Source organism: Streptomyces sp. NPDC045956, assembly GCF_056430705.1.
In genome coordinates this window covers 338,029-362,902 of the sequence record NZ_JBWKKZ010000004.1, presented here as the reverse complement: position 1 = coordinate 362,902, position 24,874 = coordinate 338,029, and the positions used below count along the sequence as shown (strand labels likewise).

Genomic DNA, 24,874 nt, shown 5'->3' with positions numbered 1-24,874 from the left:
TCCCACCCCCTGTCCCTACCCCCCCCCCCCCCCCCCCCCCCCCCCCCCCCCCCCCCTCCCCTCCCCCCCCCCCCCCCCCCCCCCCCCCCCCCCGGTGCCGCCTGCCGCGTGGTACAGTTCCCTCAGCACTTGTGTACGCCCCGCTGGGGCGCCGGTGCCAGTTCCCTTCGGTTCGCCGACCCGCCCGTCCTGTCGTGACCGGCGCGTCCGCTTCTCAGCCACCTCGTCAGCGGGGCGTTCTCCGCACTGCGTCCGAGGCGCTGTTCCCCACCGTTCCGAGGCGTGTCGACCGACCCCTCGCGCGGCCTTCCCCCCTCCCTTCCGCACGTCCCACGCCCGTGTCCTCGAAAGGACCGAACACCATGACCACCACACTCGAAAAGCCCCCTGCCCAGCACGCCCCGGCCGAGATCGTGAGCGGTGTCCTCGACATCGACGCGAGCGGGAGGGGCCACCTGCGGGGCCGGAGCCTCCAGGCCGAGCCGGCCGACCTCACCCTCTCCCCCGCGCTGATCCGCCGCCACGGCCTGCGCAAGGGCGACCTGGTGGAGGGCGTACGGGGCGACCGGCGCACCCTGTCCGAGGTCGTCCGGGTCGGCGGTCGCACACCCGACCGGCAGACCCGACGGCACTTCCACGACCTGACACCGCTGCACCCGCACGAGCGCCTGCGCCTCGAACATCCGGCGGCCGGCCTCACCGGACGGGTCGCCGATCTCGTCGCCCCGGTCGGCAAGGGTCAACGCGGCCTGATCGTGGCGCCGCCGAAGACCGGCAAGACCGTCCTCCTCCAGCAGATCGCCGCCGCGGTCGCCGGCAACCACCCCGCCTCCCACCTGATGGTGGTGCTGCTCGACGAACGGCCCGAGGAGGTCACCGACATGCGGCGGGCGGTACGCGGCGAGGTGTACTCCTCGACCTTCGACCGGAGCGCCAAGCAGCACATCGCCCTCGCGGACCTGGTGATCGAGCGGGCCAAACGGCTCGTCGAGGCCGGTGAGGACGTCATCGTCCTCCTCGACTCCCTCACCCGGCTGTGCAGGGCGCACAACAACGCCGCCTCCTCCGGCGGGCGCACCCTCAGCGGCGGTGTCGACGCCGGGGCGCTGCTCGGGCCCAAGCGGTTCTTCGGCGCCGCCCGGGCGGCCGAGGAGGGCGGCTCCCTCACCATCCTCGCCACCGCCCTGGTGGAGACCGGGTCGCGGGCCGACGACTTCTTCTTCGAGGAACTCAAGAGCACCGGCAACATGGAGCTGCGGCTGAGCCGGGAGCTCGCCGACCGCCGGGTCTTCCCGGCCGTCGACGTGACCGGCTCCGGCACCCGCCGCGAGGAACTGCTGCTCTCGGCCCCCGAGTCGACCACCGTGCGGGGGCTGCGGCGGGTCCTCGGGCCCCGGGACGGACACTCCGGCCTGGAGACCCTGCTGGAGCGGCTGCGCCGGACGCCGGACAACGCCACGTTCCTGCGGCAGGTCCAGCCGACCCTGCCCACCGACTGACGCCGGCCGCGCCCGACCCGGCCCGCGCGGCCCCGCGCAGTCGGCGCCGAACCGGCCCACGCGGCACCACCTGTGGCAATCGGGTGCTTCCGGAGGCGACTCGGCCCGGTCAGCGTGGCGACCCGGGGGGCCATTCCTACGTTTGCGGTATGACTATCGGATTCTCATCCCGGACGGTTCGCTCCACCTGTGTGCTCTGTGTGGCAGGGCTGCTGACGCTCATGCCCGCCGCCGCGGCCGCCCGTGCGGGGCGCCCGGACCCCGGTCCGCCCGGTGGGGCGCGGTCGGCGGACCAGCCGTCGCTGCTGTACCGCTCCGGCACCCAGGTCCGGCCCCGGCCCGGGTCACCCGGGGTCCCCGATGTCTCCGCGCTGTCCTGGGTGGTGGCCGACGCCGGCTCCGGTGATGTCCTGGCGGCGCACGACGCCCATCGCAGGCTGCCGCCGGCCAGCACGCTGAAGACGCTGTTCGCCCTCACGGTGCTGCCGGCGCTGCCGGGCGGCATCCGGCACGAGGTGCGCGGGGACGAACTGACCGGCATCGGTCCGGGCAGCAGCCTGGTCGGGGTCGTCGAGGGCCACACGTACCAGGTGTCCGACCTGTGGAACGGCGTCTTCCTCAACTCCGGGAACGACGCCGTGCACGTCCTCGCCTCGCTCACCGGCGGCTGGGACGCCACGGCGGCCCGGATGCAGGCCGAGGCCCGCGCGCTCGGCGCCCTGGACACCCACGTGCGCTCACCCGACGGCTACGACACGCCGGGCCAGGTGTCGTCGGCGTACGACCTGGCCGTCTTCGGCCGGGCGGGGCTGCGCAATCCCGACTTCGCCAGGTACTGCGCCAAGGTCGAGGCCATGTTCCCCGGCCGGAACGGGGACGCCTTCGGGATCCGGAACACCAACCGGCTGCTGACCGGGGAGGACGGCGTGGAGCCGTACCCGGGGCTGATCGGCATCAAGAACGGCTACACCAGCAACGCGGGCAACACGCTGGTCGCCGCCGCCCGCCGTGACGGGCGGACCCTGGTGGTGACCGTGATGAATCCTCAGGAGGGCGGCGGACATGCCGTGTACGAGGAGGCCCGCTCGCTGCTCGACTGGGGCTTCGAGGCATCCGGACGCGTCGTCCCGGTGGGCTCCCTGACCGCCGGCGGCACCCGGCCGCGGCCCGGTCCGGAGGCCGCGCCCGCGGCGGTCACGGCCGCGCGGCCGGCACGCCACGGCCCGGGCTGGCGGGAGACCGGCGCGATCGTGGGGGTGGCCGGGCTCGGCGCCGGCGCCGTGGCGCTCGTCCTGCGGCTCAGGCTCGTCCGGACGCGCGGTACTTGACGCCCCGCTCCCCCGCCCGTCCGGTGGGCAAGGCCGCCCCCACCAGGGGCGGACCACAGGGAGGGGGGTGGTGCCAGCCACACCCCGCTCCGGGGGCAGCCGTCATTCTGCGGCCCGGCCCCCGTTCACATACTGATGCGCATGGCGAATTCAACGGTGCTCATCGAGAGCCTTCCCCCGCGGGAACAGGACAGGACACGCGAGAAGGGGAGCGACTTCTCCGAGCTGTCCAGGCGCGTGGCCGAGGCGGGGCTGCTGCGGCGGCGTCCGCTGTACTACACGCTGCGTTTCGGTGCCGTGGCGCTCGCGCTGGCGGGCGGTGTCGCCGCTCTGGTCGTGCTGGGGGACAGCTGGAGCCAGCTGCTCGTCGCCGTGGCGCTGGCCGTCGTCTTCGGCCAGCTCGCACTGGCCGCGCACGACCTCGCCCACCGGCAGGTCTTCTCGCGCCGCCGTCCCAGCGAGGCCGGTGGTCTGCTGGTGGCGAACCTGCTGCTCGGGATGAGCTACGGCTGGTGGATGAACAAGCACACCCGCCACCACGCCAACCCCAACCACGAGGAGAAGGACCCGGACGTCTCCCCCGACATCCTGGTCTGGTCACGGCGCCAGGCGAGCCGGGCCAAGGGACTTCCCCGGTTCGTGGGGAGGCACCAGGCCGCCCTCTTCTTCCCGCTGCTGACGCTGGAGGGACTCAACCTGAGCTTCAGCAGCTTCAAGGCGCTGCGCGGCCCGTCCGTGAAACGACCGGTCCTGGAGGGCACGCTGCTCGTCGCCCATTTCGTCCTCTACTTCGGCGGCCTGTTCACGATCCTCTCCCCCGGCAAGGCACTCGCCTTCATAGCCGTGCACCAGGGGCTGTTCGGCATCTACCTGGGCTCGGTCTTCGCGCCCAACCACAAGGGCATGCCGATGATCGAGGAGGGCACGCGGCTCGACTTCCTGCGCCGCCAGGTCCTCACCTCCCGCAACGTGCGGGGCGGAGTGCTCGTCGACGCCTTCATGGGCGGCCTCAACCACCAGATCGAGCACCACCTCTTCCCGAGCATGCCGACGCCCGCCCTGGGCAAGGCCCAGGTGATCACCGAGCGGTACTGCGCCGAGCTGGGCGTCCCGTACCACCGGACGGGACTGCTCGCCTCGCACCGTGAGGCGCTGCGGCACCTGCGCAGCGTCGGGGAACCGCTGCGCGACGGTCACTGACGGCGACCCGCCGGTGCCGGGGCGACGGGTGGCGCGCGGCGCTCAGCTGTGCAGCACACCCGTGCCGAGCAGCGCGAACAGCAGGACGCCGACCACGATCCGGTAGACGACGAAAGCGTTGAAGGTGTGCTTGGCGACGAACTTCAGCAGCCAGGCGATGGAGGCGTAGGCGACCACGAAGGAGACGAGGGTGCCGACCGCCAGGGGGGCGGCGCCGGCCCCGGTGCCCAGGGCGTCCTTCAGCTCGTACACGCCGGCACCGGTCAGGGCCGGGATGCCGAGGAAGAAGGAGAGCCGCGTGGCGGCCAGCCGGTCGAGGTCGAGCATCAGGGCGGTGGACATGGTCGCGCCGGAGCGGGAGAAGCCCGGGAAGAGCAGGGCGAGGATCTGGGAGCCGCCGACCAGCATCGCGTCCGTGAACGAGGTGTCGTCCTCGCCCCGCTTGTGCCGGCCCGTCCGGTCCGCCGCCCACATCACGCCGCTGCCGACGATCAGGGAGCCCGCGACCACCCACAGCGAGGCGAGCGGGCCCTTGATCAGCGGCCTGGCGGCCAGGCCGACGAGGACGATGGGGATCGTCGCGCAGATGACCCACCAGGCGAACTTGTAGTCGTGGTGGTAGCGCTCCTCCCGGTCGGTCAGGCCACGCAGCCAGGCGGAGACGATCCGCGCGATGTCCTTGCGGAAGTACACGAGCACCGCGGCGATCGCCCCGACCTGGATGACCGCCGAGAAGCCGATGACGGCGTCGTCGTCGACGGGGATGCCCATCAGCCCTTCGACGATCTTGAGGTGGCCGGTGGAGGAGACCGGGAGGAACTCGGTCACCCCTTCGACGGCTCCGAGGACGACGGCCTGGCCGATGCTGATGGCGCTCATGGGATCCAGTTCTGCCCGGGGCGGGCGGACTCGCGGGCGGCAGGGGCGGAGGGGCCAGTCCTACTACACGCGGGTCGGCGCCGGGCGTCATGCCCAGAGCGCGTCGGCCAGCGTCACCCCCGCGTACGCCGCGCCGAGGCCGGCCGCCACACTCACCACCACGTTGGCCACCGCCTGCGGGCGGGCGCCGGTCTCGGCGAGCCGGAGGGTCTCCCAGGAGAAGGTCGAGTACGTGGTGAGCGCCCCGCACAGCCCGGTGCCGAGCAGCAGCTGCATACGGGGACCCGCGGCTCCGGCGAGCGCCGCGCCGGTCAGCAGGCCGAGGACGAGGCTGCCCACGACGTTCACCACGAGGGTGCCCCAGGGGAAGCCCGAGTCGTGCCGGGACCGCACCGCGCGGTCGGTGAGGTAGCGCAGGGGGGCGCCGACCATGGCGCCCGCGACGACCAGCAGCCAGTTCACGACGGCTCCCCGCCTCGCGCGCCCGTGTCTCCGGTTTTGGTACGGGGCCTCTTCAGGGCGCGGCGCGTCGCCCAGGCGGCGGCCCACACCGCGGTGAGCGCGGCGAGCGGGGTCGCCGCCAGGTAGGCCAGGGCGGTGCGGGCCTGGTCGGCGGCGAGCAGGTGCCGGCCGTCGACGGCGTAGGTCGAGAAGGTGGTGAAACCGCCGAGCACCCCCGTCGCGAAGAAGGGCCGGACCAGGCGGTGGGCGGTCCGCACCTCGGTGACGAGCACCATGAACGCGCCGATCACGGCGCAGCCGACGACGTTGACGCAGAGGGTCGTCCAGGGGAAGCCCCCGGCCCGCGTCGGCCACCAGAGGGAGGCCCCGTACCGCGCACCGGCGCCGAAGGCGCCGCCGAGGGCCACGACCGCGAGGACCGGCGCCTGCGCACGCCACCGCGGCCGCACGGGGGCGGTGGCTCGGGCTCCGTCGGAGCCTTCGGGGATCGGGACTGTCATGGTCGTACGTCTCCTGCTCGCGGGGCAGGGGACGTCCCCGGTTCGTGAGCGGGGCCAGCCTAGCGCCGGGGGCGGGCGGCGCCCTGCCGCCCGGTCCTTGCACGCGCACAATGTGCACGGTCAACGAACCACCGTTCCGGTGCTACCGTGCAGGTATGGCAGTCACGACGGCCGGTGCGCGGCTCGAGGAACGGTGGCGGGAGATCCTCTCCGTGCACGCCCGCACGATGTGCGAGATCGACCGCGCCCTGCACCCCCACGGTCTGGGCGCGAGCGACTTCGAGGTGCTCGACATCCTCGCGACCGAGGGGCCCGAGGAGGGCGCCCAGTGCCGGGTGCAGAACCTGGTCGGCCGGGTCCACCTGAGCCAGAGCGCCCTGTCCCGGCTCATCGCCCGGCTGGAGAAGGACGGGCTGGTGGAGCGCTCGATGTGCGCGGAGGACAGGCGCGGTGTCTACGTGACCCTGACCCGCAGCGGGCGCGCACTGCACGCCGAGGTGCTGCCGCTGCAGCGGGCCGTACTGGCCCGCATGCTCGGCGACGCGTAGGACCGCTCGCCCTCAGGGGCGGGCCAGCAGGGTGCGCACGCCGTCCGACGTGAGCGTGAGGCGGTGCTCCGAGCCGGCGTCGATGGACAGCGACAGGTCGTCGGCCGGCCACTGCGCGGCGAGGGCGCCCAGCGGCACCATCCGGTAGCGGGAGACGTACGGCAGCAGGTCCGCCATCTCCAGTTCCGAGGTGAACACGGGCACCACCTGACGGCCGCCCTGCTGTTCCAGCACCGGCAGAGCCAGCATCCCCGGGTCGGCGGCGTCCTGGTCGTTCGCGTCGTCCGGCACCGGGACGAGGACGTCGCTGCCGGCGAGCGTGTCGAGGGCCGCCGTGTCCTCGGTGTTCTCGGCGAGTGTGTCCAGCGCCCGCGAGGCGGGCGAGACGGAGTTGTCGTTCGCGGGTGTTTCCATGACAGGTCCCTGGTCGCGGCGGTGATGGACCCGCCCCGATGATCCGTCACGGGGCGGTTCAGGCTCGCGTACCCGATCGCTCATGCGGCAATCCTGTCCGGCGTCCCGTCCGCAGCGGAGGGGGCGATCATCTGATCGCGAGGGGGCCCACTTGATCGATCAGAAGTGCGGTGGGGTTAGCATATGAGCGCCGCCTAGCTCGAAAGACAAACTTGTGACTGTCAATGACGACTCGTTCACCAGCTGGAAGAACCGCGAGGAGATCGCGGAGTCGATGATCCCGATCATCGGGAAGCTGCACCGGGAGCAGGACGTCACCGTCCTCCTCCACAGCCGCTCCCTGGTGAACAAGTCGGTGGTCAGCATCCTCAAGACCCACCGCTTCGCCCGGCAGATCGCCGGCGCGGAGCTTTCGGTCACCGAGACGCTCCCCTTCCTCCAGACGCTCACCACGCTCGACCTCGGCCCGTCGCAGATCGACATCGGCATGCTGGCCGCCGACTACAAGACCGACGGACGCGGTCTGACGGTGGCGGAGTTCACCGCCGAGGCCGTCGCCGGCGCCATCGGCGAGAACAAGATCGAGCGCCGTGACGGGCGCGACGTCGTCCTCTACGGCTTCGGCCGCATCGGCCGCCTCGTCGCCCGCCTCCTCATCGAGAAGGCCGGTTCCGGCAACGGGCTGCGGCTGCGCGCCATCGTGGTGCGCGGCGGCGGCGAACGGGCCGCCGAGGACATCGTCAAGCGCGCCTCGCTGCTGCGCCGCGACTCCATCCACGGCCAGTTCCAGGGCACCATCACCGTCGACGAGGCGACCGGCTCGATCGTCGCCAACGGCAACACGATCAAGGTGATCTACGCCGACGACCCCTCCCAGGTCGACTACACGGCGTACGGCATCGACAACGCCATCCTGATCGACAACACCGGCAAGTGGCGCGACCGCGAGGGCCTCTCCCAGCACCTGCGCCCCGGCATCGACAAGGTCGTCCTGACCGCGCCCGGCAAGGGCGACGTGCCGAACATCGTGCACGGTGTCAACCACGAGACGGTGAAGCCGGACGAGCGCGTCCTGTCCTGCGCCTCCTGCACCACCAACGCGATCGTCCCGCCGCTGAAGGCCATGGACGACGAGTACGGCGTGCTGCGCGGCCACGTGGAGACCGTCCACTCGTTCACGAACGACCAGAACCTGCTGGACAACTACCACAAGGCCGACCGCCGCGGCCGTTCCGCGCCGCTCAACATGGTGATCACCGAGACCGGTGCCGCCTCGGCCGTCGCCAAGGCGCTGCCGGACCTCAAGGCGCCGATCACCGGCAGCTCGATCCGCGTTCCCGTCCCGGACGTGTCGATCGCGATCCTGAGCCTGCGCCTCGGGCGCGAGACCACGCGCGAGGAGGTCCTGGAGTATCTGCGCGACGTGTCGCTGCACTCGCCGCTGAAGCGCCAGATCGACTTCACCACGGCCCCCGACGCCGTCTCGATGGACTTCGTGGGCTCGCGCCACGCGTCGATCGTCGACGCCGGAGCCACCAAGGTCGACGGCGACAACGCGATCCTCTACCTCTGGTACGACAACGAGTTCGGCTACTCCTGCCAGGTCGTCCGCGTCGTGCAGCACGTCTCCGGGGTGGAGTACCCGACCTACCCGGCCCCGGCGGTCTGACCGGAGCGTCGGCGAGTCGTCCGGGGGCGGTGGGACAGGGCGTCCCACCGCCCCCGTCGTCGCATCAGCCTCGCGGCCCGGGGCACGAGTGGGGTGGCGTTCGGTGTGAACGCCGTGTCGCACGACGGTCGGCCGGAACGAGAATGGGGCCATGGACGGACTGGTTCGGCGCTCCCCGTGGGCCCGGGTGCTGATCTGGTGCGTGGCGGTGCTGAGCACGACCGTGCTGGCCGCGGCGGCCGTGGTGCGCAGCACCGTGCTCGACCCGGACTTCTACGGCCGGGTGCTGGAGGACGAACGGGCCTATCAGCGGTTCTACGACGAGGTGCTGGTCGACCCGGGCAGTACGCCGCTGACCAGCGACCTGCTGGACCGGCTGCCGGTCCCGCAGTCGACCATCACCTCGAACCTCAAGGTCGTGATCCCGCCCGAGACGCTGCGGGTCATGACGGACCGTCAGATCGCCGAGGTGATCCACTACCTGGAGGGCGACCGCGACCGGCTGCGGATCACGGTCGACCTGGAACCCGTCGTCGCCAACGTCGAGCGGCTCAGCCAGGCCTACTTCGGTGAGGCGGTGGCCGCCCTCCAGCAGCGCTCCGAACCCGACTTCCGGGCCTTCGTGCAGCGCCTGTCCGAACTGGCCGCTCAGGTGGTGGCCGGCGAGGCGCCCCTGGAGGGCCTGCCGTCGCTGCCGCTCTCCCACGGTCAGGCGGTCGAGGCCACGGACGCGCTGATGCGCCTGGTGCCGGCCGCCGCCCGCGCCGGCCTCGGCCCCACCGTGCAGACGGCGCTGGACCGGGGGGACGTGGCCTCCGCCCTGGCCGCGATCGCGCCGGTCGCCCTGAACGACCAGGTCCGGGCGACCGCGGCGGAGCTGCTGCGGGAGGCGCGGCAGGGCACCTGGATCGTCACCGTCGACATCGACCCCTCGCACGAGGCGCCGGCCGCGGTGGACCGGGCCCGGTCCGTCACCCGCCTCTTCCAGGAGGTGGTGGAGCCGGCGGCCGCGGTGCTCTGCGCCGCCGCGCTCACCCTGCTGTGGCTCTCCACACCGTCCCCCGCCAGGCGCCGGCTGATGCCGCTGGGCTGGGTACCGGCCGCCGCCGCCGCGCTGACGGCGCTGACCGTGCTCCTGCTGCGCCTAGCCCTCGGAACCGCGTTCTTCGGTCCCCCCTCGTCCTGGCCCCCGTCCGCGTCGGACCTGCTGGGCGACGTCCAGGCCGCGGCCGTCGACCAGCTGGTGACCACCGCCACCGTCGTGGCGGTGATCCTGCTCGCCGCCGGAGCGCTGCTGATCACCGTGAGCTGGGTCTGGCAGACCCGGCCCGGCATGCCGGTCCTCACCGATCCGCGGCACGGCCCCACCCTCACCTTCGCGGTCACGGCCTGCGCGCTCGTCGGCACCATGGTGGCCCCGGTGGCGATCACCGGCTCGTCCCCGCGCATCTGCCAGGGCAGTGCCGAGCTGTGCGACGCCCGCTACGACGAGATCGCCCAGCTCGCGTCGCACAACGCGATGGCCACGACGGCGGACCGGTTCATCGGCCCCCTCCAGGACCCGGACATCGTCGGCCAGCTGGACGCCGGGGTCCGGGTCCTGCTTCTCGACACGCACCGCTGGGAGCGGCCCGAGGAGGTCGCGGACCGGTTGAGCAGCTCGGACTTCTCGCCGGAACTGCGGCGACGGCTCACCCGGATCCTGGAGCGGGTGAACCCTCCCCACCCCGGTCTGTGGCTGTGCCACTCGGTGTGCGGCGCCGGGGCCCTCGACCTGGTGCCCGCGCTGCGGCAGATCGGTGACTGGCTGCGCGCCCACCCCACCGAGGTCGTCACCCTGGTCCTCCAGGACGGTGTCGGTTCCGAGGTGAGCCAGGGCGCCTTCGTGCGGGCCGGGCTGTCCGACCTGCTGTACGAGCCGGACGCGGACCCGGACCGCCCGTGGCCCGAGCTGAAGGACATGATCGACGGCGGACGGCGCCTGGTCGTCTTCGCGGAGAAGGCCGACGGCCCCGCGCCGTGGTACCGGAACTTCTACCGGTACGGCATGGAGACGCCGTTCGCCTTCCGCAGCCCGGACGAGATGTCCTGCCTGCCGAACCGGGGCGGGAGCGACAAGCGGCTGTTCCTGCTCAACCACTTCGTCACGGCCGGCGGCGGACGGCGGCTGGACGCCGGGGTCGTCAACTCCCGGCAGCGGGTGCTGGAGCGGGCGCACGCCTGTGAGCTGCGGCGCGGCAGACCGGTCAACTTCGTGGCGGTGGACTACGCGACGATCGGCGACGCGCTCGGTGCCGTGGAGGAGCTGAACGCGGAGCGCCTGCGGGACGACACCGGCGTGCCCGTGCGGCGGTCCCCGGACCGGCTGCGTGGCACCGGCGCGACCCGCGCGCCCGGGTCCTGACGCCCGGGCGCCCGGCGACGCGGAGGTGCTCCGCGTCGCCGGGCGGTCAGGGTGCCGCTCCCCTGCCGGTCGGTCCACTGGGTGGTCCCCTGCCGGTACGGGTGGGTGGGCCCCCTACTGATCGATCTTGAACTGGGAGCCCGGCTCGATCAGGACGTGGCCGTCCCGCGAGTCGGTGATGGTGACGTTCGTCAGCGTCGCGCTGCCGCGGGCGCCGCTCATCGCGAGGATGCCGGAGCCGTTGTTGGACTTGTCGATGCGGACGTTCTGTATCTTCACGTCCGGCATCGCGCCGCCTCCCGTCTTGAACTGGATGCCGTCGTAGGTCGAGTCGAGGATCTCGGTGTCCCTGATGGTCACGCCCGGGATGTCCTGGCCCTGGGCGAAGAGGGTGATGGCTCCGAACTCCTGGTCCTCGTTCCAGAAGGCGCCGCCCGTGCGGTGCAGGGCGTTGCCCGCGATGAGGGTCTGCCCGGAGAAGGGGAGCGGGTCGTGGTCGGTGGCGAGCATGATGCCGGGGTAGTTCATGGTGTCGGAGATGACGTTGTTCTCGATGGTGTTGCCGTAACCGCCGTACACCGCGATGCCGTTGGCCCGCCAGGGCAGCTGGATCGTGTTGTTGCGGAAGTGGTTGTCGTGGCCGACGTCCACCGAGGTGTCCTTCACGTACTTGCTGGCCCACACGGCGAGCGCGTCGTCACCGGTGTTGCGGAAGGACGAGTTGTGGACCGTGGAGTTGCGGGTGCCGTTGGCGAAGTTGATGCCGTCGGCGTAGGTGTTGCGGATGCGCATGCCGGTGAACTCCAGGCCGTCACCGGGGCCCCACAGTTCGGGGATGTTGGAGTAGTCGCGGCCGGCCCAGACGCCGACGTTGGCGTGCTCGATCCACACGTTGCTGATCCTGGTGCCCTTGCCGAAGCGACCGTTGAGTCCGACGCCGCCCTCGTGGTTGCCGTCGCCGCCGCGGATGGTGCCGGAGCCGAGGATGGCGAGGTCGGAGATCTGGGTGTTGTGGTCGATGTCGAAGCCGAAGTTGCCCTCGTGCGGGTGGTTGATGCCGCCGGCCTCGTGCGGCGGGGTCAGGGTGTACAGCTGGGAGTGCCACATGCCCGCGCCGCGGACGGTGACGTCCCGGATGCCGACCTGGTTGTGCTGACCGCGGTTCTGCGGGTCGTCGGTGAGGATCTTCTGTTCCTGGCGCCACTGCCCGGCCGGGATCCACACGCACGGGATCTGGCCGTTCTGGTCGGCGGTGACGGCGCGCTGGATGGCGTCCGTGTCGTCGAGTCCGTCGCCGGGGACGGCTCCGTACTCCGTGATCGAGACACAGTTCGCCGGCTTGGCGGCCGGGGGCGCGACCTGCTCCAGGTCGATCAGGTCGATGACGTAGAAGGCGGCCGAGTCGCCCGCGTCCCGCTGGAGGCGGAACTGGGTGCCCTGTGGGAAGGTCCGGTTCAGCAGGGCGTGGGACTCGTCGAAGAGCCGCCGCGCGTCACCGCCGGGCCGGTTGGTGAGGCCCTCGGGGTCGTCGGTGGTGCCGTACAGCCAGCTGTGCTTGGACGACAGGGTCAGCTTCTGCACGAAGGCGCCGTCGGCGTAGAGGCTGAGGGTGGCCTCCTGTCCGCCGCCGCCGGGGGCGTCGGGGACGGAGTTGCGGACCACGATGGAGTTGGTGGACGTGGTCGAGGTGAACTCGACGTACTGACCGGTCGTGTTGAGCCGGACCGACTTGCGGCCCGAGGACTCGGAGCCGAAGTTGGTGTGCCCGAAGGTGCGCTCGGCGTCGGCGGTGACCAGGGTGCCGTTGGTGCGGCCCTCCTCGGCCTCGTACTCGGTGTAGGGCACGGCGGCGCCGCGTCCGACGACGAGGGACTTGGCGAACACGTTGTTGTTCTCGTTGGTCTCGGCGACGACGCCCGTGGCGTCGGCGGTCGCGGTCAGTGTGACGCCGCCACTGGTCGCCGTCCAGGTGCCGCTGACCGGCACGTTGACCGTGGCGCCGGCCGCGATCTGGCCGGTGGTGCCGTTGAGGGTGGTGGAGCCCGCCTGGAGACGGGTCACCGAGCCGGCGGCGGCGGCGCTGGTGCCGCGGTTGTGCACGGCGACGGTGAAGGAGACCTGGGCGCCCACGGCCGGGGCGGCCGGGTTGGTGGTGACGGAGGTGACCTCCAGGTCGGGGCCCGGTGCCCGGTCGACGACCAGCCTGTTCGCGGCGATGCGGCTGTTGTTGGTGTCGTCCAGCTCGGCGACCGTCCCGCGGGGGTCGACCACGGCGCCCACCGAGTAGCTGCCGGCGGGGTGCGTGCCGGTGGAGACGGCGACCTGGGCGGACTGGCCGGGGTCCAGCGCGGGGACGGCGGCGCTGCCCGCGACCGCGCCCTCGACGGTGACCTCGGTGGTGGTGGCGGCCGAGCGCGCGGTACCGGCGTTGCGCACCGTGGTGTTCACGGTGACCGCGTCGCGTTCGCTGGGTGCGGCCGGCGTCCAGGCGAGGCCGGTGACCGTGAGGTCGGGCGCGGGGGCGGCGGTGCCGACGACCTGGAACTCGGCGACCTGGCCGCCGCCGGCGCCGGTGTTGGAGAAGAACCGCAGCCGTACGTCGGCCACCTGGGCGGTGACGGGGATGCTCACCGTGTTGCCGGTGCCGGGGCTGAAGGAGTAGTCGGCGCGGGCCCGCAGCGAGGTGAAGTCGCTCGCGCCCTGCTTGTGTCCGAGGACCTGGATGCCCTGGGTGCGGGCGCCCCACGCGGCGTCCGGGTTCAGCTTGACGACGACGCCGCTGACGTCCGCGTCGGCGCCGAGCCTGACCGTGAGGTCGGCGGGCTGGCCGGCGGCCTCCCAGTAGGTGGAGGTGGAGTCGTCGGTGGCGTTGGCGGCGACGTAGTTCTGGGTGGTCGAGGTGGCTTCGACGGGCTTGTTGCGGGCGAGGTTGGTGCCGGTGGGCGGTGGGCCGGTGTCGACGTCCTCGCCGTACACCTCCAGCTCGGACAGCTGGGCCGCGTTCCAGCCGGTGTTGCCGGTGACGTCGACGCGGACGTAGCGGGCGTCGGACGCGGCGGCGAGGTCGATGGCGACCGTGTTGGCCTGGCCCGGGCTGAAGGCACGCGCGGCCGAGGCGGCCAGCGTGCGGAAGGTGGAGCCGTCGGTGCTGCCCCGGAGGGAGAGGCTCTGGGTGCGGCTCTCCCAGCCGGTGGGGAGTTTGAGGACCACCCGGTCGACGGCGCGGGCGGCGCCGAGGTCGACCTGCACCCACTGCGGGAAGGAACCGGCCGGTCCCTCCCAGTAGGTCGCCTGGGTGCCGTCGGTGGTGTTGCCGGCCGGGTAGGCGCCGTGCGAGCCGCCCGCCGTGGCCGGGCGGCCGAGGGCGAGGTTGACGTCGGCGGCCGTCGCCGCGGCCCGGGCGGTGGCGGCGAACGGCAGCGGGAGCAGCCCGAGCGTCATCAGCCCGGCCACGACGGCGCCCGTCAGCGGCCGTCGGCCAGGGGATCTCCATCTCATGGGGGTCCTCATGTTCCGTGGGGAGGCGTGGAGCACGACAGGCCGGCGAGACAGGGAAGACACCGACCATGCGCGCCAATTGAGCAGGACAGTCGATTCTTTGCGGAAAGTGCGTCATCAGATTTCTAGCGCGTCACCGCTTTGTCAACGGTCCCCGCTGCGACGGAATGTGTGCCGTAAGGCGCTTGCGTGAATTGCTCACTTCTTGCGTACGCGGTGAGCTGGGAAGAGGACGTCGCATGGGAGAGGGAACGGTGCGGGAAGCTCGTATCGAACGCAAGTCGTGCACCGACAGGAGAAACAGAAGGGCCGGCCCGGCACCCTCAGGTGTCGGGCCGGCCCTTGCCGGTCGAGGAGCCCTCAGGCGCCTCGGTCAGTCCGTGCCGAACTCCATGGCGGCGCGGTCGAGCAGCTCGTCGTCACCGGAGACCTCGCCGCGGGAGGCGATGGCCTCGGCGCCGCCTTCCGGCATCGCGCCGATCAGCCCGGTCGCCGCGGCCTGGGCCGCACCGATGGCCGGGTTGGCGCTGCCGATCAGGCCGAGGCCGGCGTACTGCTCCAGCTTGGCGCGGGAGTCGGCGATGTCGAGGTTGCGCATGGTGAGCTGGCCGATCCGGTCGACCGGGCCGAACGCGGAGTCCTCGGTGCGCTCCATGGAGAGCTTGTCCGGGTGGTAGCTGAACGCCGGGCCCGTGGTGTCGAGGATCGAGTAGTCCTCGCCGCGCCGCAGCCGCAGCGTGACCTCGCCGGTGACCGCCGAGCCGACCCAGCGCTGGAGGGACTCCCGGATCATCAGCGACTGCGGGTCCAGCCAGCGGCCCTCGTACATCAGCCGGCCCAGCCGCCGCCCCTCGATGTGGTACTGGGCGAGGGTGTCCTCGTTGTGGATGGCGTTGACGAGGCGCTCGTACGCCGCGTGCAGCAGGGCCATGCCCGGGGCCTCGTAGATCCCGCGGCTCTTGGCCTCGATGATCCGGTTCTCGATCTGGTCGGACATGCCCATGCCGTGCCGGCCGCCGATGGCGTTGGCCTCCATCACCAGGTCGACCGGGGAGGCGAACTCCTTGCCGTTGACCGTCACCGGGCGGCCCTGGTCGAAGCCGATCGTTACGTCCTCGGCGGCGATCTCGACCGACGGGTCCCAGAACCGGACGCCCATGATGGGCTCCACGGTCTCCACGCCGGTGTCGAGGTGTTCGAGGGTCTTGGCCTCGTGGGTGGCGCCCCAGATGTTGGCGTCGGTGGAGTACGCCTTCTCCGTCGAGTCCCGGTAGGGGAGGTCGTGGGCGAGGAGCCACTCCGACATCTCCTTGCGGCCGCCCAGCTCGGTCACGAAGTCCGCGTCCAGCCAGGGCTTGTAGATCCTCAGCTGCGGGTTGGCGAGCAGCCCGTACCGGTAGAACCGCTCGATGTCGTTGCCCTTGAACGTGGAGCCGTCGCCCCAGATCTGGACGTCGTCCTCCAGCATCGCGCGGACCAGCAGCGTGCCCGTGACGGCACGGCCCAGCGGCGTGGTGTTGAAGTAGGCGCGCCCGCCCGAGCGGATGTGGAACGCCCCGCAGGTGAGTGCGGCCAGGCCCTCCTCGACCAGCGCCGCGCGGCAGTCGACCAGGCGCGCGATCTCGGCGCCGTAGGTCCGGGCGCGGTCGGGCACCGAGGCGATGTCGGGCTCGTCGTACTGGCCGATGTCGGCGGTGTACGTGCAGGGGACGGCGCCCTTGTCACGCATCCACGCGACCGCGACCGAGGTGTCGAGGCCGCCCGAGAAGGCGATACCGACGCGCTCGCCGGTGGGAAGGGAGGTGAGGACCTTGGACATAGGAAGAGTATGCATGATGACGCATGACCATGCAAAGCCGGGGAGGTCACCGCATCGGGATCGCGACGTACTGGTACTCCAGGAACTCCTCGATGCCCACCTTTCCGCCCTCGCGGCCGAGCCCGGACTGCTTGACACCGCCGAAGGGCGCGGCCGGGTTGGAGACGAGGCCGGTGTTGACGCCGACCATGCCGGCCTCCAGGCGTTCGCTGACGCGCAGGGCGCGGGCGAGGCCCTCGGTGAAGACGTAGCCGACGAGCCCCCAGGGGGTGTCGTTGGCGCGCCGTACCACCTCGTCCTCGTCGTCGAAGGTGAGGATCGCCGCCACGGGGCCGAAGATCTCCGTGCCCGTCAGCCGGCTGTCCGGACGGACGTCGGTGAGGACCGTGGGGGGATAGAACCAGCCGGGGCCCTCGGGCGTACGGCCTCCGGCGAGGACCCGGGCGCCGCGCTCCACCGCGTCGGCCACCAGGCCCTCCACCTTGGCCCGCCCGGCGGCGTCGATGAGCGGGCCCACGTCGACCCCGTCCCGGGTGCCTGGCCCGACGACGAGCGCCGCCATCCGCCGGGCGAGGCGCCGCCCGAACTCCTCGGCCACCGACCGGTGGACGAAGAAGCGGTTCGCGGCGGTGCACGCCTCGCCCATGTTGCGCATCTTGGCGATCATCGCGCCGTCCACGGCCACGTCCAGGTCGGCGTCGTCGAAGACGATGAAGGGCGCGTTGCCGCCCAGCTCCATCGAGGCGCGCACGACCGTGTCGGCGCACTGGGCCAGCAGGAGGCGGCCGACCCGGGTGGAGCCGGTGAAGGACAGCTTGCGGATGCGTCCGCCGCGCAGGAGCGGCTCGCAGACCTCCCCCGCCCGGGAGGTGGTGACGACGTTGAGCACTCCGTCCGGCAGCCCGGCCTCCTGGAGGACCGCGGCGAGGGCGAGGCTGGAGAGCGGGGTCTGCGGCGCCGGTTTGAGCACCGTCGTGCAGCCGGCCGCGAGCGCCGGGCCGAGCTTGCGGGCGCCCATCGCCAGCGGGAAGTTCCACGGCGTGATCAGCAGGCAGGGCCCGACGGGACGCCGGGAGAGCAGCATGCGGTGACGTCCGTCGGGGAGGACGCCGTGGGCGCCGTCGACGCGCACGGCCTCCTCCGAGAACCACCGCAGGAACTCGGCGGCGTAGGCCACCTCTCCCCTGGCCTCCGCCAGGGGTTTGCCCATCTCGGACGTCATCAGCCGGGCGAACGCCTCGGACCGGTCGAGGAGGATCTCGTACGCGCGGCGCAGGATCTCGCCGCGGGCCCGGGGCGCCGTGCCGGCCCACCCCTCCTGCGCCCGCACCGCCGCGTCCTCGGCGAGCCGGGCGTCCTTGGGGCCGGCGTCGGCGACCCGGCCGAGGATCTCGCCGGTGGCCGGGTCGTCCACCGGCATGGTGGCGCCGTCGGCGGCGTCCGTCCAGGTCCCGCCGATGAGCAGCCGCGTCGGTGTGCCGGTCACGGCGCCCCCGCCTTCCGCGCTCACCGGTCCACCGGTCCCGAGGTGCCGGCCTGGACGGCGGCCGACCAGGCCCGGAGTCCGTCGTCGACGGCGGACTCGTCGATCACCAGGGCCGGGATCATCCGCACCACCTGGTTCCAGGCCCCGCAGAGCAGCAGGAGCAGCCCTTCGTCGACGGCGGCGCGCTGGACCCGCGCGGCGGTCTCCGGGTCGGGACCGCCGTCCTCGGTGACGAACTCGCTGGCCAGCATCAGCCCCGCGCCCCGCACGTCCCCGATGGCCGGCGTGCGGGCGGCCACCTCCTCCAGTCCCGCGCGCAGCCGGGCGCCCATCACCTCGGCGTTGTCGACGAGCTTCTCGTCGCGGACGACGTCGAGCGTGGCGCAGGCCGCCGCGCAGGCCACCGCGTTGGCGCCGTACGTGCCGCCCTGCGAGCCCGGCCATGCCCTGCGCATCAGCTCGTCGGGGGCGGCGATGGCGGACAGCGGGAACCCGCTGGCCAGCCCCTTTGCCGTGACGAGGATGTCGGGGGCGACGCCGAAGTGCTCGTGGCCCCAGAAGCGGCCGGTGCGGCCCACGCCGGTCTGCACCTCGTCCAGGATCAGCAGGAAGCCGTGCCGGTCCGCCCGTTCCCGCAGGCCCTCCATGAAGGCGCGGGTCGCGGGCACGTAGCCGCCCTCGCCGAGCACCGGTTCGACGATGACGGCGGCGGTGTCGGCGGGCGAGGAGACGGTCTGGAGGGTGTAGTCGAGTTCCCGGAGGGCGAAGCGGGTGGCGGTGTCCTCGTCCCAGCCGTAGCGGAAGGCCGTCGGGAAGGGGGTGACGACCACGCCGCTCATCAGCGGGGAGAAACCGGACCGGAAGCGGGTCCCGGAGGTGGTCATGGAGGCGGCGGCCACCGTCCGTCCGTGGAAGCCCCCGTGGCACACCAGCACGTTGGGCCGGCCGGTGGCCTGACGCGCCAGCCGCAGCGCCGCCTCCACCGCCTCGCTGCCGGAGTTGGTGAAGAAGAGGCTGTCCAGGCCGGCGGGCAGGACCTCGCCGAGCCGGTCGACGAGGCGCCGCAGCGGCTGGTGCATCACGGTCGTGTACTGGCCGTGGATCAGGGTGCCCACCTGTTCCCGGGCGGCGGCCACCACCCTGGGGTGGCAGTGCCCGGTGCTGGTGACGCCGATGCCGGCGGTGAAGTCCAGATAGCGGCGGCCGTCCTCGCCGTGGAGGTGGACGCCCTCGCCCCGGACGGCCACCACGGGCGTGGCCTGGCGAAGGTGCGGCGACAGTGCGGTCATGCTCGTCTCCCGGCCTGCTCGTCGGTCTGCTGCGGCGTCCCGAGCCTTCCCTGGGCCCTGGGGGCGGCAACGCGTGATCTGTCCGGCCGGGGGGCGGTATCCGGACGATGTGTCAACCGCTCCGTCCCCGGCACGCCCCCGGTGTGCGCCCCGTCCGCCGCCCCCGGCGCCCTTGCGCAGGTCAGTGACGGCTTGTCACAGTGACGGGGGCGCAGGGAGGAACCGTGAGCGAGAACCAGCGCAGGGCCCCGGCCCCCGCGGGCCGTCCGCTCACCGTGGCCGACGTGCTGGCGCTGCCGGTCCTGGCCGGGGGAGACCCCCGGGTGGTCACCGGACCGGACGGGGTCGACCGCCCGGTCCGCTGGGTGCACATCACCGAACTGACCGACCCCGCCTCCTTCCTCAAGGGCGGCGAACTCGTCCTCACCACCGGCATGCCCCTGCCGGACGACCCCGCCGGGGTGCGCCGCTACGTGGACGAACTGGCCGCCGTCGGGGCAGCGGCCCTGGTCCTCGAACTCGTCCGCCGCTACCACCGGCCGCCCGACGCCCTCGTGCTCGCCTGCCGGGCACGCGGTCTGCCCCTGGTCACGCTCGCCAGGGACGTCAACTTCCTGGAGGTCACCCAGGTCGTCCACACCCTGCTCCTCGGCAACCAGGCGGACGCGATGCGCAGGACGCAGCGCGTCCACGAGGCGTTCACCGCCCTCACCCTGCGGGGTGCCGGCCCCGAGGAGCTGCTGCGCGTCGCGGCGGAGACGAGCGGACGCACGGTCGTGCTGGAGAACCTGGTCCACCGGGCGCTGCTCTGCGCGGTCCCGGGCGGCCCGGCGGAGCCCGCGCTCACCGACTGGGAACGGCGCTCCCGGGCCACCGTCCACGCGGACGGCGCGGACGGCGAGCACGACGCGGGAGACGCGGGTGTCCGCGGCCCCGAGGGGTGGCTCGTGGCCCCGGTGGAGTACCGGGGCGAGCGGTGGGGACGCGTGGCCATGCTCCCCGGCCCGTCCGGTACCGTCCCGGCGCCGGACTTCGGGCCCGAGGACGTCACCGTGCTGGAGCGGACCGCGATGGCCCTCACCATCGCCCGCCTCACCCACCCCACGTCCTGGGAACGCACGGCGCACCGCGGCGCCCTGCGCGACCTGGTGGAGCAGCGCTACCGCTCCCCCGCGGAGGCGCACGCCCGGATCACGGCCCTGGGGCTGCCCACGCGGGACTCCCGTTTCGTCGCCGCGGTCGTGGACGTACCCGCGGCGCGGGACACCGCGCGGACCGAGAACCGCCTCGCGCGGGAGGTGGGCGTCACGGGCGCCCCGGCACTCGTCGGCCTCCTCGCCCCCACCCGCCTCGGGGTGCTGCTGGCGCTGCGTCCGTCCCAGCCCTGGCGGCCGGTGGTGGAGAGGCTGAGCCGCGCCGCGCTCGACCCGGCCCCGGGCACCGCCGTGAGTGTCGGCGCCCCGGCCTCCGACCTGGCCGGCGTGGTCCGCTCGTTCCGGGAGGCGACCCGGGTGGCGGAGGCCACCGAGCCCGGTCAGGCGCTGCCACCGGACCGCTCCTTCCACGAACGGTGCGACATCGGCCTGCGCCGGCTGCTGTTCGCGCTCCGCGACGACCCCCGCGTCCAGGAGTACGCGGAGCGGCAGCTGGGCCCGCTCCTCGACCACGACGCCCGGCACGGCACGCACCTCCTGGCGACCCTGCGCGGGTACCTGGACGCCGCCGGCAACAAGACCGTCGCCGCCCGCGCCGGGGGTCTGTCCCGGGAGACGGTCTACCAACGGCTGCGCGCGATCGAACGGGTCCTCGGCCGCGACCTGGAGTCCGGGGCGCAGCGCACCGAACTCCACGTGGCACTTCAGGCGCTGGACGCGCTGCGGGGCCGCTGATCCCGTCACGGGGAACGGGCGGCCCGGTCACGGCCCGGCTCCCCGCCCGCCCAGGTCCCGCCCGGCCCGTGACGTCCCGTCACGAAGGACGGACGGCCGGCCGCGCCCGGCGCCCGTTCACCCAGCCGAGGAGGACCACCGAGCACACCGCGGCGAACGCGCACCAGGTGGAGACGAACTCCAGCCGCCACACCGCCCAGCAGACCAGCGCCCCTACGGCGATGACCGCCCCCAGTCGGCGCAGGCCGCGGTCACCGGACAGCAGCAGGGCGCCGACCGTGGCCACCAGGTAGCCCGCGATCAGCAGCGGGGCGTGCGGCAGGTCCACCACGTAGCCGACGGTGCGGCCGCGGACCTCCGCCCGCACCGGACGGGTGGCCAGCACGTACGCGAGCACCGTCGCCGTCACGGTTCCCACGGCCAGCGGCGCGAGCAGCCGGCGCCGCGCACCGGGCGGGACGGCGCACAGCACGCCCGCCGGCAGCCACAGCGCGAGCAGGGGAAGGGCGATGACGGTCCAGGCCAGGGTGGCCGGACCGGTGCCGCCGTCCGAGGCCCAGACCGCCGCCTCGACCATCTGGTGCACGCCCAGCAGCAGGGGGAGCGCCGCCAGGGGAAGGTCACGGGCCCGGCCCGCCCGCACCACGCAGGCCACCCCGACGGCGGCGATCCCGGCACCCGCGGCCAGGTCGGCCTCCGCGCTCCAGCACATCTCTGCGTCCTCGGTTCGGCCGACGGGCCCTCCATCCTCACCGACCCGGTGCGCCACGGCCGCCTCGACACGGCCGCCCGTCGACGCCTTCGGACCGCTGAGGGCCCGTGCGGCCGGGGACGCCCGCGCGCGGTGCGAACGGTGCAGGATGTGTCGCGACGAGCGATGAGTTTCCCCGCGACCGTCGGTCAGAGTCGCAGCAGCCGCACACCCGACCCCGAGGACCTCACATGCGTACCCTGATCAGTACCGCCTTCGTCTCCCTCGACGGCGTGATGGAAGCCCCGGGCGGCGAGCCCGGCTACCGGAACTCCGGGTGGACCGTCGAGCACGCGGACTTCCTCCCCGAGGCGTACGCCATCAAGGGCCGCGAGCAGAGCGAGGCCGGCGCGTTGCTGCTGGGCCGGGTGAGCTACGAGGCGTTCAGCAAGGTGTGGCCGGGCATGGAGGAGTTCACCGGGTACAAGGCGATGCCCAAGTACGTCGTCTCCTCCACCCTCTCCGAGGACGCCCTGGTCACGGACTGGAACGAGACCACGATCCTGCGCTCGCTCGACGAGGTCGCCGCCCTCAAGGAGACCGAGGGCGGCCCGATCATCGTCCACGGCAGTGCCACGCTCAACCACGGCCTGTCGGACGCCGGCCTGATCGACCGGTACCACCTGCTCGTGTTCCCGGTGCTGCTCGGCGCGGGCAAGCGGCTGTTCAGCACCACGGACAAGGACGCACAGCGGCTGAAGCTGGTCGAGTACGAGGCCTACGCCAACGGTCTTCAGAAGAACGTCTTCGACGTCGTCCGCTGACCGGGCGCGGGCCGGCCGAGGGCCGGGCCCCCGGCGGCGCGAGCGGTGCCCCCGACACCTCGGAAGCACCGCTCGCGGTGTCGCGCCCCGGGTGTCAGACGCCGGTGCCGTCCGCCTCCTCCTCGAAGACCGCGTGCAGGCGCCGCGTGTGGTCGACATGGCGCTCGTGGCCGGTGAGGGTGACCGCCGCCGTCAGGCGCGGGTCGGTGCTGGAGGCGGCGAGCCGCAGCTCCAGTCCGCCCGGTTCGACGACGCGCCGTCCGTCGCGGCCGGTGAAGGAGGCGAGGTCGGCCGGGACCGTGACGCGCAGCCGCCGGGTCTCGCCGGGCGCGAGCGGCACCCGCGTGTAGCCGACGAGCCGCTGCACCGGCTGGACGACCGAGGCGACCGGGTCGTGCAGGTAGAGCTGGACGACTTCGGTGCCGTGCCGTCGGCCGGTGTTGCGGACGGTGAACGCCAGCGTGAACTCACCGTCGGTGGCCGCTTCCCCGGTGTGCGTCACGAGGTCGCTCCAGGCGAACGTGGTGTAGGTGAGGCCGTGCCCGAAGCCGAAGGCGGGCGTCGGATCGATGTTGGACACCTCGCCGGCCTGCGCGAGCCGTGCTCCGAGATAGGTGGCCGGCTGGGCCCCCGCACCGCGCGGCACGCCGACCGGGAGCCGGCCGGAGGGGCTCGTCCGTCCGCTCAGCACCCCGGCGAGGGCGGCGGTGCCCTCCACTCCGGGGAAGAACGACTGGACGATCGCGGCGGACTCCGCCACGGCCCGGCCGAGGGCGTAGGGGCGGCCCGCGAGCAGGACCGTGACGACCGGGGTGCCGGTGTCGAGCAGCGCGTCCAGGAGTTGCTGCTGGGCACCGGGCAGCGCCAGCGACTCCACGTCGCAGCCCTCACCGCTGGTGCCGCGGCCGAACAGTCCGGCACGGTCGCCCAGGACGGCGACGACCACATCGGCGTCGCGGGCGGCCCCGACGGCCTCGGGGATGCCGAAGACGTCGCCGTCGTCGACGCCCGTGCCGCGTACGAGGGTGAACTCGGTGCCGGGGAACTCGGCGGCCAGGGTGTCGCGCAAGGTGGGCAGTTCGATGCCGACGGGCGTGGCGGGGTGGTGCACGCCGATGTGCTGGGGGAAGGAGTAGCAGCCGAGGACGGCGGTGGCCTCGTCGGCGTTGGGTCCGACCAGGGCGACGCGGCGCGGCCGGTCGAGCGGCAGGGTGCCGTCGTTGCTCAGCAGCACGACCGCTTCCTCGGCGACCGTGCGGGCCAGCGCGCGGTTGGCGGGCCCGTCCAGGTCGATCCTGCCGCGCAGGGCGTCCAGGTCGTCCAGGTCGGCGCCGGCCAGCGCGGGGGGCACGGGATCCCAGCCCGGGTCGAGCAGGCCGAGCGCCGCCTTCTGGGTGAGGACCCGGCGCAGCGCGCGGTCGATCAGCGGCAGCGGAATCCGCCCGGCCTCGACGGCTTCGACCAGGGGCGCGCCGAAGGTCTTGACGGTGGGCAGTTCGATGTCGACTCCCGCGCGCAGCGCGGCGCCGGCGGCACCGGCCCAGTCGGCGGCGATGCCGTGCAGCGTCTTGAGGAAGGCGATGCCGAAGTAGTCGGCGACGACCGTGCCCTCGAAGCCCCAGGTCTCCCGCAGCAACCCGGTCAGCAGTTCCTCGTCGGCCGCGGCGGGCACCCCGTCGGTGTCGGTGTAGGCGTGCATCACCGACCGGGCGCCGCCCTCGCGGACGGCCATCTCGAAGGGCGGCAGCAGGACGTCGGCCCGCTCGCGCGGCCCCATGGAGACGGGGGCGAGGTTGCGTCCGGCGCGGGAGGCCGAGTAGCCGACGAAGTGCTTCAGGGTGGCGACGATCCCCGCGTCCTCCAGGCCGCGGACGTAGGCGGTGCCGATGGTGCCGACGAGGTAGGGGTCCTCGCCGATGGTCTCCTCGACGCGCCCCCAGCGGGCGTCGCGCACGACGTCCAGGACGGGCGCGAGCCCTTGGTGGACCCCGACGGACCGCATGTCGCGGCCGATGGCGGTGGCCATCCGGTGGACCAGGTCCGGGTCGAAGGTGGCGCCCCAGGACAGCGGGACGGGGTAGGCGGTGGCGCCCCAGGCGGCGAAGCCGGCCAGGCACTCCTCGTGGGCGACGGCGGGGATGCCGAAGCGGTTCGACGCGGCGATGCGCGTCTGGGTGCGCAGCAGGGAGAGCGCGCCGAGCGCCGGGTCGACGGGGGCGGTGCCGAAGGGGCGGGTCAGCTGGCCCAGTCCGGTGGGCAGGAGCGCGTCGAGGTCGACGGCCTCCTCCATGTCGTGCTGGTGGGGGGCCACGTCGCCGCCCTCGTCGGACGCGCCGACCCACACGCCGTACAGCTGGGCGATCTTCTCCTCCAGGGTCATCGCGTCGATCAGCGCGGACACCCTGGCGGTGAGGGGGTGGGCGGGGTTCTTCCAGAGGGGGACTTCGGGGGCGGTCTCAACGGCCACGTTGTCGA

Annotated in this window: 18 protein-coding genes; 8 read left to right on the top strand and 10 right to left on the bottom strand. The window is 73.1% G+C overall.

The genetic code is table 11. The features are described from left to right. Window positions 1-362: 362 nt before the first annotated feature. The 3 genes from rho (at window position 363) to AC07FV_RS13810 (ending at window position 4,027) form a co-directional block, all read left to right on the top strand. Window positions 363-1,499, top strand: a complete 1,137-nt coding sequence (gene rho, locus AC07FV_RS13820; protein ID WP_479087120.1) for a transcription termination factor Rho — start codon at window positions 363-365, stop codon at window positions 1,497-1,499. A 149-nt stretch (window positions 1,500-1,648) separates the two neighbouring features. After that, a complete protein-coding gene (locus AC07FV_RS13815) occupies window positions 1,649-2,827 on the top strand; it encodes a D-alanyl-D-alanine carboxypeptidase family protein (protein WP_479087119.1) in 1,179 nt (392 codons plus the stop codon). A 141-nt stretch (window positions 2,828-2,968) separates the two neighbouring features. Beyond that, window positions 2,969-4,027, top strand: coding sequence for a fatty acid desaturase family protein (locus AC07FV_RS13810; protein WP_479087118.1), 1,059 nt, complete (start codon window positions 2,969-2,971; stop codon window positions 4,025-4,027). Window positions 4,028-4,069: 42 nt separating this feature from the next. Here AC07FV_RS13810 and AC07FV_RS13805 read toward each other — a convergent pair whose 3' ends face one another. From AC07FV_RS13805 to crcB (AC07FV_RS13795), 3 genes are all read right to left on the bottom strand, one after another. Then, the gene (locus AC07FV_RS13805; RefSeq protein WP_479087116.1) at window positions 4,070-4,906 is read right to left on the bottom strand and encodes an undecaprenyl-diphosphate phosphatase; all 837 of its coding nucleotides are present in this window, start codon (window positions 4,904-4,906) and stop codon (window positions 4,070-4,072) included. 87 nt (window positions 4,907-4,993) lie between these two features. Next, window positions 4,994-5,368 (bottom strand): fluoride efflux transporter CrcB, encoded by a 375-nt coding sequence (crcB, locus tag AC07FV_RS13800; RefSeq protein ID WP_479087115.1) that lies wholly within the window; start codon window positions 5,366-5,368, stop codon window positions 4,994-4,996. Next, window positions 5,365-5,868: a fluoride efflux transporter CrcB gene (crcB, locus tag AC07FV_RS13795; RefSeq protein ID WP_479087114.1), complete on the bottom strand. Its 504-nt coding sequence runs from the start codon at window positions 5,866-5,868 to the stop codon at window positions 5,365-5,367. The genes crcB (AC07FV_RS13800) and crcB (AC07FV_RS13795) overlap by 4 nt, the downstream gene beginning before the upstream one ends. 155 nt (window positions 5,869-6,023) lie before the next feature. Between crcB (AC07FV_RS13795) and AC07FV_RS13790 the strand changes: the two genes are divergently transcribed. Continuing rightward, entirely contained in the window at window positions 6,024-6,416 is a 393-nt protein-coding gene (locus AC07FV_RS13790; protein WP_479024890.1) for a MarR family transcriptional regulator, read from the top strand. Between the two features lie 12 nt (window positions 6,417-6,428). On the opposite strand, the gene AC07FV_RS13785 is transcribed toward AC07FV_RS13790, so the two are convergent. Then, window positions 6,429-6,830 (bottom strand): SseB family protein, encoded by a 402-nt coding sequence (locus AC07FV_RS13785; RefSeq protein WP_479087112.1) that lies wholly within the window; start codon window positions 6,828-6,830, stop codon window positions 6,429-6,431. 214 nt (window positions 6,831-7,044) lie between these two features. Here AC07FV_RS13785 and AC07FV_RS13780 point away from each other — a divergent pair, with 214 nt between their 5' ends. Beyond that, a complete protein-coding gene (locus AC07FV_RS13780) occupies window positions 7,045-8,499 on the top strand; it encodes a glyceraldehyde-3-phosphate dehydrogenase (RefSeq protein WP_479087111.1) in 1,455 nt (484 codons plus the stop codon). Window positions 8,500-8,650: 151 nt separating this feature from the next. Further along, on the top strand, window positions 8,651-10,903 hold the full coding sequence (locus AC07FV_RS13775) for a phosphoinositide-specific phospholipase C-related protein (RefSeq protein WP_479087110.1): 2,253 nt from the start codon (window positions 8,651-8,653) through the stop codon (window positions 10,901-10,903). A 114-nt stretch (window positions 10,904-11,017) separates the two neighbouring features. Here the strand turns inward: AC07FV_RS13775 and AC07FV_RS13770 are convergent, their stop codons facing one another. The 4 genes from AC07FV_RS13770 to AC07FV_RS13755 form a co-directional block, all read right to left on the bottom strand. Next, the gene (locus AC07FV_RS13770) at window positions 11,018-14,401 is read right to left on the bottom strand and encodes a CARDB domain-containing protein (protein ID WP_479087109.1); all 3,384 of its coding nucleotides are present in this window, start codon (window positions 14,399-14,401) and stop codon (window positions 11,018-11,020) included. Between the two features lie 373 nt (window positions 14,402-14,774). Continuing rightward, on the bottom strand, window positions 14,775-16,220 hold the full coding sequence (gene argG / locus AC07FV_RS13765) for an argininosuccinate synthase (protein WP_479087108.1): 1,446 nt from the start codon (window positions 16,218-16,220) through the stop codon (window positions 14,775-14,777). Between the two features lie 46 nt (window positions 16,221-16,266). Then, a complete protein-coding gene (locus AC07FV_RS13760; protein ID WP_479087106.1) occupies window positions 16,267-17,706 on the bottom strand; it encodes an NAD-dependent succinate-semialdehyde dehydrogenase in 1,440 nt (479 codons plus the stop codon). A 20-nt stretch (window positions 17,707-17,726) separates the two neighbouring features. Then, window positions 17,727-18,995 carry an aspartate aminotransferase family protein gene (locus AC07FV_RS13755; protein WP_479087104.1) on the bottom strand — a complete coding sequence of 423 codons (1,269 nt, stop codon included), beginning with the start codon at window positions 18,993-18,995 and terminating at the stop codon, window positions 17,727-17,729. Between the two features lie 224 nt (window positions 18,996-19,219). Here AC07FV_RS13755 and AC07FV_RS13750 point away from each other — a divergent pair, with 224 nt between their 5' ends. After that, entirely contained in the window at window positions 19,220-20,884 is a 1,665-nt protein-coding gene (locus AC07FV_RS13750; RefSeq protein WP_479087102.1) for a PucR family transcriptional regulator, read from the top strand. 79 nt (window positions 20,885-20,963) lie between these two features. Here AC07FV_RS13750 and AC07FV_RS13745 read toward each other — a convergent pair whose 3' ends face one another. Beyond that, window positions 20,964-21,596 carry a DUF6629 family protein gene (locus AC07FV_RS13745; RefSeq protein ID WP_479087100.1) on the bottom strand — a complete coding sequence of 211 codons (633 nt, stop codon included), beginning with the start codon at window positions 21,594-21,596 and terminating at the stop codon, window positions 20,964-20,966. Window positions 21,597-21,826: 230 nt separating this feature from the next. On the opposite strand from AC07FV_RS13745, the gene AC07FV_RS13740 reads away from it, so the two are divergent. Continuing rightward, window positions 21,827-22,399 (top strand): dihydrofolate reductase family protein, encoded by a 573-nt coding sequence (locus AC07FV_RS13740; protein WP_479087099.1) that lies wholly within the window; start codon window positions 21,827-21,829, stop codon window positions 22,397-22,399. Between the two features lie 94 nt (window positions 22,400-22,493). Here AC07FV_RS13740 and AC07FV_RS13735 read toward each other — a convergent pair whose 3' ends face one another. Further along, a complete protein-coding gene (locus tag AC07FV_RS13735; protein ID WP_479087098.1) occupies window positions 22,494-24,866 on the bottom strand; it encodes a beta-xylosidase/alpha-l-arabinosidase in 2,373 nt (790 codons plus the stop codon). Window positions 24,867-24,874 lie beyond the last annotated feature (8 nt).

Excerpts from the sequence above, each read along its gene's own strand:
- rho (WP_479087120.1), top strand. The coding sequence starts at position 363 with ATGACCACCACACTCGAAAAGCCCCCTGCCCAGCACGCCCCGGCCGAG.
- AC07FV_RS13815 (WP_479087119.1), top strand. The coding sequence starts at position 1,649 with ATGACTATCGGATTCTCATCCCGGACGGTTCGCTCCACCTGTGTGCTC.
- AC07FV_RS13810 (WP_479087118.1), top strand. The coding sequence starts at position 2,969 with ATGGCGAATTCAACGGTGCTCATCGAGAGCCTTCCCCCGCGGGAACAG.
- AC07FV_RS13805 (WP_479087116.1), bottom strand. The coding sequence starts at position 4,906 with ATGAGCGCCATCAGCATCGGCCAGGCCGTCGTCCTCGGAGCCGTCGAA.
- crcB (WP_479087114.1), bottom strand. The coding sequence starts at position 5,868 with ATGACAGTCCCGATCCCCGAAGGCTCCGACGGAGCCCGAGCCACCGCC.
- AC07FV_RS13790 (WP_479024890.1), top strand. The coding sequence starts at position 6,024 with ATGGCAGTCACGACGGCCGGTGCGCGGCTCGAGGAACGGTGGCGGGAG.
- AC07FV_RS13785 (WP_479087112.1), bottom strand. The coding sequence starts at position 6,830 with ATGGAAACACCCGCGAACGACAACTCCGTCTCGCCCGCCTCGCGGGCG.
- AC07FV_RS13775 (WP_479087110.1), top strand. The coding sequence starts at position 8,651 with ATGGACGGACTGGTTCGGCGCTCCCCGTGGGCCCGGGTGCTGATCTGG.
- AC07FV_RS13770 (WP_479087109.1), bottom strand. The coding sequence starts at position 14,401 with ATGAGATGGAGATCCCCTGGCCGACGGCCGCTGACGGGCGCCGTCGTG.
- argG (WP_479087108.1), bottom strand. The coding sequence starts at position 16,220 with ATGTCCAAGGTCCTCACCTCCCTTCCCACCGGCGAGCGCGTCGGTATC.
- AC07FV_RS13755 (WP_479087104.1), bottom strand. The coding sequence starts at position 18,995 with ATGACCGCACTGTCGCCGCACCTTCGCCAGGCCACGCCCGTGGTGGCC.
- AC07FV_RS13745 (WP_479087100.1), bottom strand. The coding sequence starts at position 21,596 with ATGTGCTGGAGCGCGGAGGCCGACCTGGCCGCGGGTGCCGGGATCGCC.
- AC07FV_RS13740 (WP_479087099.1), top strand. The coding sequence starts at position 21,827 with ATGCGTACCCTGATCAGTACCGCCTTCGTCTCCCTCGACGGCGTGATG.